This is a genomic window from Aristophania vespae (assembly GCF_009906835.1).
GTDB lineage: Bacteria > Pseudomonadota > Alphaproteobacteria > Acetobacterales > Acetobacteraceae > Aristophania > Aristophania vespae.
In genome coordinates this window covers 1,672,753-1,686,223 of sequence record NZ_CP047652.1, presented here as the reverse complement: position 1 = coordinate 1,686,223, position 13,471 = coordinate 1,672,753, and the positions used below count along the sequence as shown (strand labels likewise).

At 45.2% G+C, this 13,471-nt stretch carries 14 protein-coding genes and 1 pseudogene; 9 read left to right on the top strand and 6 right to left on the bottom strand.

Features of this window, described 5'->3' with window-relative positions:
• Positions 1–186 precede the first annotated feature (186 nt).
• Positions 187–1,122 carry an OmpA family protein gene (locus GT348_RS07655; RefSeq protein ID WP_160619196.1) on the bottom strand — a complete coding sequence of 312 codons (936 nt, stop codon included), beginning with the start codon at positions 1,120–1,122 and terminating at the stop codon, positions 187–189.
• 219 nt (positions 1,123–1,341) lie between these two features.
• Between GT348_RS07655 and GT348_RS07650 the strand changes: the two genes are divergently transcribed.
• Both GT348_RS07650 and GT348_RS07645 read left to right on the top strand, forming a co-directional pair.
• On the top strand, positions 1,342–2,061 hold the full coding sequence (locus GT348_RS07650; RefSeq protein WP_160619195.1) for an ATP-dependent Clp protease proteolytic subunit: 720 nt from the start codon (positions 1,342–1,344) through the stop codon (positions 2,059–2,061).
• A 19-nt stretch (positions 2,062–2,080) separates the two neighbouring features.
• Positions 2,081–3,106 (top strand): ferritin-like domain-containing protein, encoded by a 1,026-nt coding sequence (locus GT348_RS07645; protein ID WP_160619194.1) that lies wholly within the window; start codon positions 2,081–2,083, stop codon positions 3,104–3,106.
• 89 nt (positions 3,107–3,195) lie between these two features.
• On the opposite strand, the gene recA is transcribed toward GT348_RS07645, so the two are convergent.
• Positions 3,196–4,236 carry a recombinase RecA gene (gene recA / locus GT348_RS07640; RefSeq protein WP_160619193.1) on the bottom strand — a complete coding sequence of 347 codons (1,041 nt, stop codon included), beginning with the start codon at positions 4,234–4,236 and terminating at the stop codon, positions 3,196–3,198.
• A gap of 67 nt (positions 4,237–4,303) precedes the next feature.
• Positions 4,304–5,794, bottom strand: coding sequence for a gamma-glutamyltransferase (locus GT348_RS07635; protein WP_236646467.1), 1,491 nt, complete (start codon positions 5,792–5,794; stop codon positions 4,304–4,306).
• Positions 5,795–6,045: 251 nt separating this feature from the next.
• On the opposite strand from GT348_RS07635, the gene GT348_RS07630 reads away from it, so the two are divergent.
• The 7 genes and pseudogenes from GT348_RS07630 to GT348_RS09190 all read left to right on the top strand — a co-directional run bounded on the left by GT348_RS07630 (position 6,046) and on the right by GT348_RS09190 (position 11,437).
• Positions 6,046–6,798, top strand: a complete 753-nt coding sequence (locus GT348_RS07630) for a DsbA family protein (protein WP_160619192.1) — start codon at positions 6,046–6,048, stop codon at positions 6,796–6,798.
• A gap of 3 nt (positions 6,799–6,801) precedes the next feature.
• Complete coding sequence (gene folP, locus GT348_RS07625; RefSeq protein WP_236646466.1) at positions 6,802–7,626, top strand: dihydropteroate synthase; 825 nt, start codon at positions 6,802–6,804, stop codon at positions 7,624–7,626.
• Positions 7,623–8,516 (top strand): 2-amino-4-hydroxy-6-hydroxymethyldihydropteridine diphosphokinase, encoded by an 894-nt coding sequence (gene folK / locus GT348_RS07620; RefSeq protein ID WP_160619191.1) that lies wholly within the window; start codon positions 7,623–7,625, stop codon positions 8,514–8,516. The genes folP and folK overlap by 4 nt, the downstream gene beginning before the upstream one ends.
• A gap of 4 nt (positions 8,517–8,520) precedes the next feature.
• Positions 8,521–9,153, top strand: coding sequence for a GTP cyclohydrolase I FolE (gene folE / locus GT348_RS07615; protein ID WP_160619496.1), 633 nt, complete (start codon positions 8,521–8,523; stop codon positions 9,151–9,153).
• Positions 9,154–9,859: 706 nt separating this feature from the next.
• Positions 9,860–10,180 (top strand): annotated as a pseudogene (locus GT348_RS07610) (7-carboxy-7-deazaguanine synthase); the annotation flags it as partial.
• 226 nt (positions 10,181–10,406) lie between these two features.
• On the top strand, positions 10,407–11,225 hold the full coding sequence (locus GT348_RS07605; protein ID WP_201740041.1) for an NAD(P)-dependent alcohol dehydrogenase: 819 nt from the start codon (positions 10,407–10,409) through the stop codon (positions 11,223–11,225).
• Complete coding sequence (locus GT348_RS09190; RefSeq protein ID WP_201740040.1) at positions 11,195–11,437, top strand: MDR/zinc-dependent alcohol dehydrogenase-like family protein; 243 nt, start codon at positions 11,195–11,197, stop codon at positions 11,435–11,437. Before GT348_RS07605 ends, GT348_RS09190 begins: the two co-directional genes overlap by 31 nt.
• A gap of 98 nt (positions 11,438–11,535) precedes the next feature.
• On the opposite strand, the gene GT348_RS07600 is transcribed toward GT348_RS09190, so the two are convergent.
• From GT348_RS07600 to queE, 3 genes are read right to left on the bottom strand one after another with little or no spacing between them, the layout of a single operon-like run.
• Positions 11,536–12,093 (bottom strand): 6-pyruvoyl trahydropterin synthase family protein, encoded by a 558-nt coding sequence (locus GT348_RS07600; RefSeq protein WP_272916142.1) that lies wholly within the window; start codon positions 12,091–12,093, stop codon positions 11,536–11,538.
• Positions 12,090–12,812 (bottom strand): 7-cyano-7-deazaguanine synthase QueC, encoded by a 723-nt coding sequence (gene queC, locus GT348_RS07595; protein ID WP_160619188.1) that lies wholly within the window; start codon positions 12,810–12,812, stop codon positions 12,090–12,092. The genes GT348_RS07600 and queC overlap by 4 nt, the downstream gene beginning before the upstream one ends.
• Positions 12,809–13,450, bottom strand: a complete 642-nt coding sequence (queE, locus tag GT348_RS07590) for a 7-carboxy-7-deazaguanine synthase (RefSeq protein ID WP_160619495.1) — start codon at positions 13,448–13,450, stop codon at positions 12,809–12,811. The genes queC and queE overlap by 4 nt, the downstream gene beginning before the upstream one ends.
• Positions 13,451–13,471 lie beyond the last annotated feature (21 nt).

Here is a 13,471-nt window from a genome sequence, read left to right as displayed (position 1 = left end):
GCGGTGACATCTCAAATGTAAGGTGCGTTTTTAAAAGGTCTTTGTAAGATAAAAAGACCCAGATATTTGTTACAAATTGCTAGAGTGGTGTCCTTAAAATAAGTGACGTTTACCGGCTATGTTTCACGTCTTCTGACTTTGAAGCAAGGGGGTTACCTCTTTTTTAACCTAATGTTTTATCAAATATTACGGTGTGAGAGACTGAATCTGAATGCGTGCTCCGTCACCTATGGAGCGGGCTTCTATAATTAAGTTTTCAGATGCTACACCGCGTTTTTCCAGTTCCTGAGCTATTTTTTGGGCTCTTAATAAGCCAAGTCTGAGCTCATGTTGCTGGTCTTTTGCTTTTAATCCAGCCTCTGCACTGAGTGTTGTCCCAAAACCGATAATAATAAATTTTTTATGAAGGCTTTCATCAGCAAGATGTTGCAGTGTTTGTTCCTGCTTTGGACCTATTTGATCAGTCGCAGCAACAAAGCGGATCAGAGTTCCATTAGGTTCCTTTTTATCAAAATCCGGGATGATGGCTCCTGGGGTGGAGGGAATTTTAAATCCCCGAAACCCTATAGGGAGAGGGGGAGCGTCTCCTATGGTCGGAAGAGATTTTGGGGTTTCATGAGCGATGGGCTTATATTTAAGCTCAGGTAACCCATTATCGTTATTTTTATCGGTTGCTGTTTTTTTGGGTATATAAGGTGCTGCTTTAGAAATTGAGCCTTGCCCGGTGCTGCGGCTAGATGTCAGCGTGCTAGAGTTTTCTCCGCCACCAGGAGGGGGAGGAGGGGCGATAGCGCCTTTAACTATTGGTCCACTAGCGGCACTTAAACGCTGAGCGTAATTGCGGTGTTCCTGAAGATTTTGCGTTAAAATTGCGCGTGCTTCTGGGCTGGGGAATTCTGGCTCATAAGTGGGGACTTGCCCAATGTGGGGAAAGGGTTTGTCGTAATAGGGTGGTGGGGGACGTAATTTATAAATTTCCCCTCCAGAAATGCCATGTACCCAATCTGTAAGTGTCTCATTTGCTGTGCGGTGCTGACAGCCCGATAAGGTTAAGGCCGAAGCAAAAGCACAAAATAGGCCTGCGAATGGTCGTGAATATTTGGCAAAAAAATATGTCATCATGAGGTGATATGGTCCATCAACAGGGCTTAAAGACGACGAAGCTTAGAGCGGCAAAAGCCGGTGTAAAAAAGCGACAGTCCTCCTAACAGAGTGGCCAATAAGATAAACTTCTCTATCATACCTCGCAAGCAAGAGACTTTTAACTCGCTTTAAGGCTATTTAATGAAACTGAGAAAGAGTTTATGTCTTGGCATAACGTAAAAGCGAGCGCAGGATAGAATGATGATGAATGATACACAATATCGTGATCTAAAAGGACTAGATCGAAAATCTCAGGAACAGTGTTATACTGAGCCGTCTTCCCAGCGTTTTCCTAGCCGCTTTGATGAAGAAAAACCGGAGACCCCTTCGGAGGATAAAGAGGCTTCGAAGCCTTCTCCTGAAATGGAAGATCGTCTTTTTAAGCAAAGAAAAGTGCTTATTTTTGGCGGGGTTAATGATCGCCTGGCAAAAGAAGTAACAGCACGGTTACTAGCATTGGCCGGGGATTCGGATAAGCCGATTGATATTTATGTCAATTCTCCGGGTGGGCATGTCGAAAGTGGCGATACCATTCATGACATGATTCGTTTTGTGGATTCGCTCGCACCTATAACCATTATTGGTACAGGGTGGGTGGCATCTGCTGGTGCTTTAATTTTTGCCGCAGGGCGCCCTGAGCGTCGTTTATGTTTGCCAAATACACGTTTTCTTCTTCACCAGCCAATGGGAGGGGTGCGTGGTCCTGCTACAGATATTGATATTGAGGCACGCGAAATTATTAAAATGCGCGAACGGCTAAATCGCATTTTTGCTCGGGAAACAGGGCAAACTTACGAGAAAGTTGCTCGCGACACAGATCGTAATTACTGGATGTCAGCCCAAGAGGCGGTAGATTATGGTTTAGTGGGCCGTATCATTAATTCGCCAGCTGATATTGAAACCCCCTCAGCTCCATAATTAAGGAAAGGAGCACGCCATGAGTGACGTGAAAAAAAATACCGATAAAAAAACTCTAGCCGATATTTATTCACATTTACCTGACCAGCCTTCTGAAAAAACTTTGGCTGAGGTGGATTATCAGGCACGTCATTGGAGCAGCCCCGTCAAAGGGCCATTAAAGCCAGGCACTCAGGAACATAAGAAAGCTATGGCTGATATGTTCCGTGAGACATTTAACCCTTATAAGCCTTCTGTTATCCCCTGGCCTGAGCTTGACCCTGAAACATTGCACCGCATTACGTCTCTACCTATTTGGGATATTGCTGTGCAGACTGAGGGTAAAGCACGTTTGCGTATGGCAGCCTATGCAGACATGCTTGATGATCCAGATGTAAAAGATGCGATTTCTCGTAATGCATGGGAAGAAAATCGCCATAAAGAAGTTTTATCGCGTCTGGTGGAATTTTATAAAATTCCTATGGCGCCAGAACCTCCTTATAAAGAGCCCAGAGACACTGAATGGGCCTATCTGGTTACGGGTTTTTCAGAATGTTGGGATAGTTTCTTTGCATTTGGGCTTTTTGCCCTGGCTGAGCGAGCTGGCTTATTTCCTATGGAGCTGATTGAGACTTTTGAGCCTGTTATGCAGGAAGAATGTCGTCATATCCTGCTTTTTGCAAATTGGCTGGCTTACCACCGGGCTGTTATGCCATTTTGGAAGCGACCATGGTTTGAGATGCGCGTGATTGGGGTTCTTTTCTTCTTATTATATGAGCGCATGAGTCTGGTGCGTTCTTTTGATGATCAGGGCATTGAGCATACACAGGATAATAATTTTACTGTGACTGGTGCGCAGAGCATGACTGATCAGAATGTTGATTTTGTTGAACTTATGGAGCTTTGTCTGAGAGAGGATGAACGCCGTTTCTCAGGATATGATCCACGCTTAGTACGCCCTAAAATGGCACCTATGGCAGCTCGTGCGGCCATTAAAGCGGTAAAATTCTGGCGTAAGTTACGCGGGAAAAATCAGGAAGAAAATGCCGAAGCGGTTTCAGCTTAAAAAACCGGTTTTAAAACGTCTTTTGTGAAAAACTCCGATCTCTATAAAAGGGATCGGAGTTTTGACATTTTAGTCTAATTTAAAAGAGATTACTCCCCTAATGGTAGGCTCTCAGAGTCTTCTGTTTCACCCACAAGAAGGGATTGTGCAACAATTCCAGCATCGGCACGAATGCGTTGCTCAATAATCTGAGCCATTTCTGGATGGTCGCGTAAATATTGCTTTGAATTTTCACGACCTTGGCCAATGCGTGTGCTGTCAAATGAGAACCATGCACCAGCTTTTTCAACGATATTGGCTTTAACACCAAGATCAAGAAGCTCACCAACCTTACTAATGCCTTCGCCATACATAATATCGAATTCAACTTGGCGGAAAGGCGGTGCCATCTTGTTTTTAACGACTTTAACGCGGGTTTGGTTTCCGGTAACCTCGTCTTTATCTTTGATAGAGCCTGTCCGTCTGATATCAAGCCTGACAGAAGCGTAGAATTTTAAAGCATTACCACCTGTAGTGGTTTCTGGATTTCCAAACATCACCCCAATTTTCATGCGGATTTGGTTTAGAAAAATCACCATTGTGTTGGAACGTGATACCGTGCCGGTAAGTTTACGTAATGCTTGGCTCATTAAGCGCGCATGTAATCCGACATGGCTGTCTCCCATATCACCCTCTAATTCTGCACGAGGGACAAGAGCTGCCACAGAGTCTACAACAAGCACATCAATAGCCCCAGAACGGACTAAAGTATCGGCGATTTCAAGAGCTTGCTCGCCTGTATCGGGCTGGCTCAGCAATAACTCATCGATGTTAACACCGAGTTTGCGTGCATAAATTGGGTCTAGGGCATGTTCAGCATCAATGAAGGCTACAGTGCCTCCCTTTTTCTGAGCTTCAGCCAGAACATGCAGCGCCAATGTAGTTTTACCTGAGCTTTCTGGACCGTAAATTTCAACAATACGACCACGAGGTAAACCACCAATTCCAAGGCCAATATCTAAACCTAACGAACCAGTTGAAATGACTTCGGCCTGTTCTATTGGCCGTTGGCCCAGGCGCATTACTGACCCTTTTCCAAAGGCGCGCTCTATTTGGCTCAAGGCACCTTCTAAGGCTTTGTTTTTATCCATGTAATCCTCGCATTAACAGCAGGCAGTTATACGCTTGGGCGCTTATGCCTTTTATAAATAAGGTCAATTAAACAGGGTGAGGAAAGGAATTCTGATATGGTGTTTGAAATCGATTTTTCAATAGCCCCTTATGAGGGGCTTTAGTCGATGTGCTGAGACCGCTACCTCTTGGATCTGCTGTTCCTGAACACTGACCTTTTTTACATATAATAGCATTGAGCCGTCCCTCATTTGAGCCTGACGTAACTGTTGATAAAGGTTGGTCATGCATGATTTTTGTTAAAGCATCAGCAACGATTTGTGCGGCTGCATTTTGTCCTGAGGCAGAAAGCACGGCATTAACAGGTTGCTTTCCCTTGCTTTGAATTATGGCAGCACTTAGCAGGGGTTTAGGATAATTTTGTGGAGAGGCTCCCAATATAACGCCCGTACTGCCTGCGATCCTACCAGTGCCGAACAAATTATTGTCACTTAAAGTACAAGCGACGGCCAGGCCATAATGGTCTTTTACGATAAATGACGTTGAAGCTGGCAAAGACGGCAAAGGCTGAGCACTAGACTGGCTTTTATTAAGGAAAGTCTGGGCAGCTTTTGTCCCTGCCAAACCTGATTGCCGCCAGGCTTGTACGGCACCTTCTGCGGAAATGCCATGACTAAAGGCCATAGCAGACCCTAAGCCACCATCAGCAGGGGGAGGAAGGAAGGAAGCGCGATAGTTCCCCTGCTCAACTACCAGGGCGGCGCTTTCTCCTGGGAGAGCTTTGCGTAAATCATCCCTTGTGAGTGCTGCACCGGATTGCTGGGCCTGATTTACAAATACTTCCGAGAGAGCACCGCTATAAAGATCTCCAACGCCTGCAAGTTTGAGACGTGAGAGGAAAGAAGAAAGACGTGTCTGGACTAACTGGTCACCAACGCCAACGATGAGATTTCCTTCTTTGCCGAAAACAGAAAGTGCACCACGATCGTCAAGGAGAGGGCCTTTAACAGCGTCTAGGTCAGCTGCAAGGGCTTTACTGACACTGATTCCTTGTCGTGCCAGGTGAATGGCAGGATCAATGACATCTTCAAAATGAACTGAGCCATAACGCAGTTGCAAGAGATAGAGTCCTCTTGCCATTAACGGCACGCTTGCAGGGCGCTCGCCTTCACCTTGGCCGGCAGGGGCTAAAAAGGTAATGGCCTTTGCTTCAGCCTGGCCTGGCTCGCTTATAAGACAGGCGCCCCCACCTCCTAAAGAAGCACGTGAGGGAAGGGTCACGCCCAATGCAAAAGCGGTAGCTGTAGCGGCATCTGCGGCATTTCCGCCTCTTGCAAGGACATCACGTCCAACCAGGGCTGCTTGTGGTTCGTCAGCGACCACGATTCCACCTCCACCTGGAGGGGTGTGTGCGGCAATAAATCCGGGAACATGGACGTCGGAACAACCGCTCAGCAAAATAGCTGAAAAGCTAGCGAGCGCTAAAAGCATGCTTGGCTTGCAGTATGATCGAAACCGAGAAGGTTTTTGAGCTGAGTAAGGATACTGAGCGGGAGGCAGGCTTGAGTGCTGAGCCACGGGGGCATTTCTCCAGTTTCAAATCAAAGGCAAAATAAGGGCAGCTTTTATTAAGGCCACCACACTAAGAAGAGTGATCTTGTATAACATAACATGATGAAAAAGTATCGAGAAAGGGGTAGGAGTGATATAGGCTTTTTTTTGCTTTAAGTTTCCCTTGGGAAAGCTCTTACATAAAAGGTACATGCTTTTAGATAAGGGGCTTGCAGATAAGGGTGACTAGCACAAGCCTTGTTTAGCGGAGATTTTGTGTGAAACGCCAAATTTTATTAACTGTCCTTGCAGCTTTTTGGACAGCCTCTCTGGGAGGGTCTGCTCATGCGGCACAAACGGAATCTCGTCATTTTACGCCACAGGAGCGTAAAGAGATTGTGCAAATTGTTAGTCAGGCGTTAAAAAAAGACCCTCAAATTTTGAGTGATGCGATCCAGTCACTTCGGCAACAAGCTACCGAAGAAATGCAGGAGCGCGGTTTAAAAGCTGTTAAGGCTCATTACTCTGCTTTGGAGGCAGCGCCGCCTTATGCTGTTAAAGGTAACCCTCAAGGTAAAGTGACGGTGATAGAGTTTCTTGACCCGCGCTGTGGTTATTGCCGCCATATGATGCCAGTTTTAGACAAGTTTTTAAAACGTCATCCCGATGTGAAGCTGATTGAAAAGTTAGTTCCCGTTTTAGGGCCAGCAAGCCTTCTGGATGTGCAGGCAATTTTTGCAGCTGCTATGCAAAATCATTACGAACAAATGCGCCTAGCTCTTATGAAAGAAACTGCCAAATCTGATCAGGGCAAAATTGAAACCTTAGCCAAAGAGCAGGGGCTTGACTTAGAGAAATTTCGTAAAGATATGAAGGGGCCTGCCGTAAAGGCATTAATCGCTATAAATGTCGGTCAAGCGCAAGCTATTGGTTTAGATGGAACACCTACTTTTATATTTGGTCAAGCAGCGGTGATTCCCGGAGCCATTAGTCTCGACCAATTAGATCAGATTTTGGAAAAGGTACGCTAAACATTGAAAGCGCTTGCAGAGATGATTGCTGCCAGTGATAGAGGCGAAATCCCGCCTCTTATCATGGGTATTTTAAACATCACGCCTGACTCATTTTCAGATGGTGGGGAATTTATTGAAGCCGATGAAGCGTGCAGGCAAGCACATAAATTGGTTTTAGAAGGCGCTGATATTATTGATTGTGGGGGTGAATCTACACGACCTGGTTATACAGCCATTAGCGTAGAGGAGGAGTGGTACAGGCTAAGCTCTGTTATTGCTCCTTTGGCCGTTCAGGGGATATGCCTCTCTGTTGATACGATGAAAGCTGAGGTTGCAAGACGCGCTTTGCGGGCAGGGGCGGTCATGGTCAATGATGTATGGGGCCTTCAATATGACCCGGCTATGGCAGCGGTTGTTGCTGATTTTGGGGCTAATGTCGTGGTCATGCATAACCGGCAGGACATTGACCCTCATTTAGATCTAAAAGCTGATTTCAAGCGTTTTTTTGATTATTCATTAGAAAAAGCCCAGCTGGCAGGGGTCTCTACCAAACAGATTGTGCTCGATCCTGGTGTTGGTTTTGGCAAAACTCCAGAGCAAAATCTAAAAGCCATTAATTTAATTTCCTGGCTGCGATCTTATTATCAATTACCTATTTTGCTTGGTGTATCACGTAAGTCATTTTTTGGGCATTTTCTGGGGCGCCAAAAAGGTGAGAGACTTGCAGCAACAATTGCAGCTAATCTCTATGGTGTAAAAGAGGGTGCCTCTATCATCAGAGTCCATGATGCTCAACCGCACGAAGATATGGTTCTGCTTAATTATATGCTGGGAAATTTATCGTGATAGAGAGCCCTTTAACACGTGTTTCTGTGCGTGATCTTTGTTTATTTGCTCATCATGGTGTGTTGGAGGAAGAAAAACGTCTTGGCCAGCGTTTTTTTATTAATATAGATGCCCTGGTTAATATCGACCCTGCTATTAAGGATGATGATTACCATCAGGCAGTTTGTTATGCTGGACTTTGCGATATTGCCTCTGAAATTACCAGGGGCTCTTCTTTTAACTTAATTGAAACACTTGCTGATCGTATTGCCTCTGCTATTTTGGAGCGTTACTCTCAGGTTGTCGAAACTCATATAGAAATTCGCAAACCTTCAGCACCATTACCTTATACTGTGTCTGAAGCAGCTATTAAGATTACGAAGAAACGGCATGAAGTTGTTGGGCTATCGCTTGGTGCTAATTTGGGCCCACGTGAAGCAACGCTCAAAGCCGCGATAGATATGTTGGCGCGTGCAGAGGGTTTACAAATTGATCGGGTTTCCGGTCTTTATGATAGTGCTCCCTGGGGTGTGGAGGACCAGCCTCCCTTTATAAATCTTTGTCTTTTGGGGCAGACCTCCTTGCGTCCTATGGCTTTATTGAGACTCTGCAAGGAGATTGAGCTTTTATTGGGGCGCATTCCCGGTCGTCATTGGGGAGAACGGGCTTTGGATATAGATTTGCTCTTTTATGGCGAGATGCAAATAGATAATCCTGTTCTAACATTACCTCATCCACGGATTTTTGAACGTGCTTTCGTGCTTGAGCCACTTTATGAACTTGATCCAACATTTACCATTTCTGGGCGTAATATCTCAGAGGCCTTAGCGCAACTTGCGCGCACAGAAGGCGACGTCGTGCGACGTGCTGGCGCGCCATTTCCTAGTTCAGAGGAGTCATATGTCAACTAAGGATATGCAACAGCCGGCAAGTCTAATGACATCATCAGCAGCACAGATTAAAGAGGATGCTTTAATACGCCCTGCTGACGCTCAGGAACGTATTGCTCGTAATGTGCGTGAAATTTTGGTCGCTCTGGGAGAAGATCCTGAACGTGAGGGGTTGAAAGAAACGCCTCAGCGTGTGGCAAAAATGTATTTGGAGATTTTTTCTGGCCTTTATGAAGATCCGCAAGAACATTTAAAAAAGCAATTTAGTGCTGATCAACATGGGGGCGCTGTTATTGTAAAAGATATTCGCTTTCAATCGACATGTGAGCATCATTTACTACCTGTTTATGGCGTTGCTCATGTGGCCTACCTGCCTGACGGTGGTCGTCTTACAGGGTTGAGTAAATTGGCACGTCTGGTCGAAGGCTATGCCCGTCGGCCGCAATTACAGGAACGTCTGACTGACCAGATTGCACAGGCCATTGCTAAAATTTTATCGCCTAAAGCCGTATTAGTTGTTTTAGAGGGTGAGCATATGTGTATGAGCTTGAGGGGCGTGCGCTCACCAGGTTCCAAAACTGTAACAAGTGCTGCCTTAGGGCGTTGGGCAGAAAATTTGCAAGAACGGCAAGAAATCCTTTCTCTGATGAAATCTTGATCCTGCGAAATCCTGAAAAATAAGAACGGCTCTTTTTCCAAAAAATTGAAAAAGAGCCGTTTATATATTTTGGATGATATCAGTATCACTTCGCGGCCACCCAAGCTGTTATCCTGGTGTGGAGCAAATGAGGTAATCATAATAGTTGATGCGCGTGATATTGGGGGACTGACAAGAGTGAAAAAATCTCTTTAACAGCCTCTAAATCGAAAATGATTAGAGCCATTTCAGTTTTTTCAAGTTGCCTATAGTGCTTGAAAATTGAAGAAAATTTGGACAATTCCAAGAAGGGCTTTAGCTAATTATGTATCCTGATGATTTATTTCCGAGCTAAAACGCCGCATAATGGCAAAGAAGATAAATTAAAAAATCTACCATTGCGCGCCGGTCTTCATGAAACGTATATGCGTGACATTTTGAAAGGGAGGTCCAAGCGTCCCGATCTATTTAGTGTTTGCCGCCTGGCGAAAGCTCGGGACTGCTCAATTGAAAAACCGCTTGGAATTGCTTCTAATAACTGACAAACCACAATATTTAGGCCTGCTGATAGTTCGAAATTTGTCAGTGAGTCTGTTTATCCTGGCGATGAAATTATTGCGGTCATTAAACTCTAGAGTGGTTTAACGTCTCACCAAAAGAAATAATGTTCGTGTGCTACTAAAGAGCATTGTTGAAAAAAGAGCTTCTGGCTCTTTTTCATTCACAGTCTGTTAAAGCACAGGGTTTCACTATTGCCGTAGAAGCTAACGGAACCATCAAGGCCCCCGAAGGAATAGACTGGATCTGTGTTAGCCCAAAGCCGGGCTTACCCCTTTTGCAGGTTTCTGGCTCTGAATTAAAACTGGTTTATCCTCAGGAAAACTTGCTACCTTCTCTTTTTGAAGGGCTTGATTTCGCACATTTCTGGCTACAACCCAAAGATGATGCCCACCGCCAGGATGCCACCAGGCAAGCCGTACATTATTGCCAAGAACACCCTCACAGGCGATTAAGTCTGCAAACACATAAATTTATTGGAATTTTATGACAGAGTCAGCTTTAGATACGCCTTAATTTTTATTTCGCTTATATAATAGTCATTAAGTAATTATTTAAAAATATGACTTTAACATAAGTTCCTTTTAATTTCCCTGAGGTCAAATTCGTATAATTTTGTGCCTTTAATGAAAATTATGACATAGTGATATTGCCTGTGATCAAAATTGAAGGGCTGAATTCTTTTACGCATCTCTTTCACAGATTGTGAGTCTATTATGCTTAAAACAAATACATCCATACCGTCTAAAATGAGAGCTGCGGTTCTTACCACAAAACAAAATATCCGTCTTGAGGACAGGCCTGTTCCACAGCCTGAAGCTGACCAGGTCTTAATCCAGGTAAAAGCAGTTAGCGTCTGTGGCTCTGATGTTCATTACTATCTCGAAGGACGTATTGGGGATTTTGTGGTGGAGCGTCCGCTTGTTCTGGGACATGAGGTTTCTGGAGTTATTGTGGGGGTAGGGGACAATGTGCCGGAGCAGAGGATAGGGCAACGTGTTGCTATTGAGCCCCAACGTCCTTGTGGTACGTGTTTACAGTGCAGAACAGGACATTATAACCTTTGCCCTCATATGGAATTTTACGCGACACCACCTATTGATGGTGCCTTTCAGGAATATGTCACCATTCAGGCCTCTTTTGCCCATCCTATTTCTGATAATGTATCATATGAGGAAGGGGCATTACTTGAGCCATTATCAGTGGGGCTCTGGGCTTGTCATAAAGCGCATATTTCTCCAGGGGCACGGGTTCTTATTGCTGGTGCGGGCCCTATTGGCATTTTAACAGCGCAAGCAGCCCGTGCTTTTGGTGCTGCAGAAATCATTGTTTCAGACATTCAGCATGAACGCCGCCAACAAGCTATGAAATATGGTGCAACAAGCACTTTAGATCCAAGCAAAGAGAGTGTTGAGCAGCTTGAGGTGGATGCATTCATTGATTGTTCGGGAGCTGCCAAAGCTGTTCAGTCAGGAATCAGGGCCGTGAGGGGGCAGGGTACGCTGTGCTTGTTGGAATGGGAGGAGATGAGATGATGTTGCCCGTTTCAGTCATACAAGCACGCGAAATTAATGTAACAGGAACTTTTCGTTACACGAATACATGGCCCATGGCAGCGCATCTTGTGGCTAGTAAGCAGGTCGATCTTTCTTCCATGATCACAGCTCGCTATGATTTGGAGCATGCAGAAGACGCTTTAAAAGCCAGTCTTGACCCGCAATCCATAAAGATAATCGTCACGCCATAAAGCTCATTTTAGAAGCAGAAATATAGCAAATTTTGAGGGGGACGTGTGGCGGACCAGCCATTCCCCTTACTTTTATAAGGTCGGAAATCAATGCTGATTTATGATAAATCTGAGATCGTATTATCTGCTCGGTTCCACCAGTGATCTTTAGATAGATTATCCGTAAAAGGTAGGTAAAAAAGCGGATCGCCAGAAAGCCGGACAGAGTTTGTTGGTGTTTCTCGTAATTCAAGGCTGTGGAGTGTCAGTAAGTCACCCTGGTCATGAAGAAAAGCATTGAGTTTAGCCATTAATAATGCGGCCATAAGTTCAGTTGTAGGATCGCCTGGCGTTACAATTATACGCTTAACTCTTTGTGGTTCATTTTCTTTAAACCAGCCTAGAAGCGGGTCAGACGCAGATAGCTGAAAAGCGTGGTCAATATGCTCATCAATAAAGTGGTGCCACCTGCCTTTTGCTTCAGCAAAGGGGAGGAGCATGTTAGCGTGACCGTCTAAACGATGATGAAAATTATTTTTACCAGCTCTAAGTGTGACGGTGACATATTCATTATGACCATGAGGCGTTGCACAACGCTCACTACAGCCAGAAATAAGACGGTGAGCCATGCTAAAACGGCGGGTAAAAATTAATTCTGGGCAGGGTGTGCTATTCACAACGCCTCCTGGTAACGTCGCCATCCTTCTGCACGGAGCTGGCAGGCTGGGCAGTCACCACATCCATAACCCCAAACATGCTCATGAGTGCGGTCGCCTTTATAGCATGAATGGCTCTCTTTGCGGATGACTTCTACTAAGTCGGATCCTGCCAGTTGATCACACATTTGCCAGGTTTGTGCCTTATCTAACCACATTAGTGGTGTATGCAGCACAAAACGCTGTTCCATGCCTAAATTAAGTGCCACCTGTAAGGCTTTAATTGTATCGTCACGGCAGTCAGGATAGCCTGAATAATCTGTTTCACACACGCCGGTGATAATATGCTTAATGCCGCGTCGATAGGCCAAAGCGGCTGCATATGTCAAAAATATGAGATTTCGACCAGGAACGAAGGTGGAAGGTAAACCATTTTCGCTCATGATGATTTCAGTCTCACGAGTCAGAGATGTTTCTGAAAGTGCCCCCAGGCTGGCGAGATCAATCGTATGATCTTCTCCAACTCTGCCATATTGGGCGAAGAGTTTGCCAATTTTATCTCTTAAAATATCACGGCATTCTAGCTCTATAGAGTGCCGTTGGCCGTAAGCATAACCGACAGTTTCAACATGCTCAAAATGTTTTAATGCCCAGGCCAGGCATGTCGCTGAATCCTGGCCGCCTGAAAAAAGAACCAAAGCTTTTTTTTCAAAAGGCGTATCTAAAGCGGACTCTGTCATAAAATTCCAATAAATTTATGCGTTTGCAGACTTAATCGCCAGTGAGGGTGTTCTTGGCAATAATGTACGGCTTGCCTGGTGGCATCCTGGCGGTGGGCATCATCTTTGGGTTGTAGCCAGAAATGTGCGAAATCAAGCCCTTCAAAAAGAGAAGGTGGCAAGGTCTCCTGAGGATAAACCAGTTTTAATTCAGAGCCAGAAACCTGCAAAAGGGGTAAGCCCGGCTTTGGGCTAACACAGATCCAGTCTATTCCTTCGGGGGCCTTGATGGTTCCGTTAGTTTCTACAGCAATGGTAAAACCTTGTGCTTTAACGGCCTTTATCAGGTTAGGATCTAGCTGTAATAGAGGCTCCCCTCCTGTAAACACGACATAAGCTTGCGTGAAATCCGATGAATATTGCTGCCAACAATTTTTGATGGCAAGAGCAAGGTCTTGCGCATTTTCAAAGCGCCCCCCTCCGGGGCCATCAATACCAATAAAGTCAGTATCGCAAAATTGACATGAGGCTTTGGCACGGTCTTCTTCTCGCCCGGACCAAAGATTACATCCTGCGAAACGGCAAAAAATTGCCGCGCGACCTGTATGAGCGCCTTCTCCTTGCAGAGTGGCGAAAATTTCCTTCACAGCATAAGACATAGCCTGACATGTCGGCGAGGA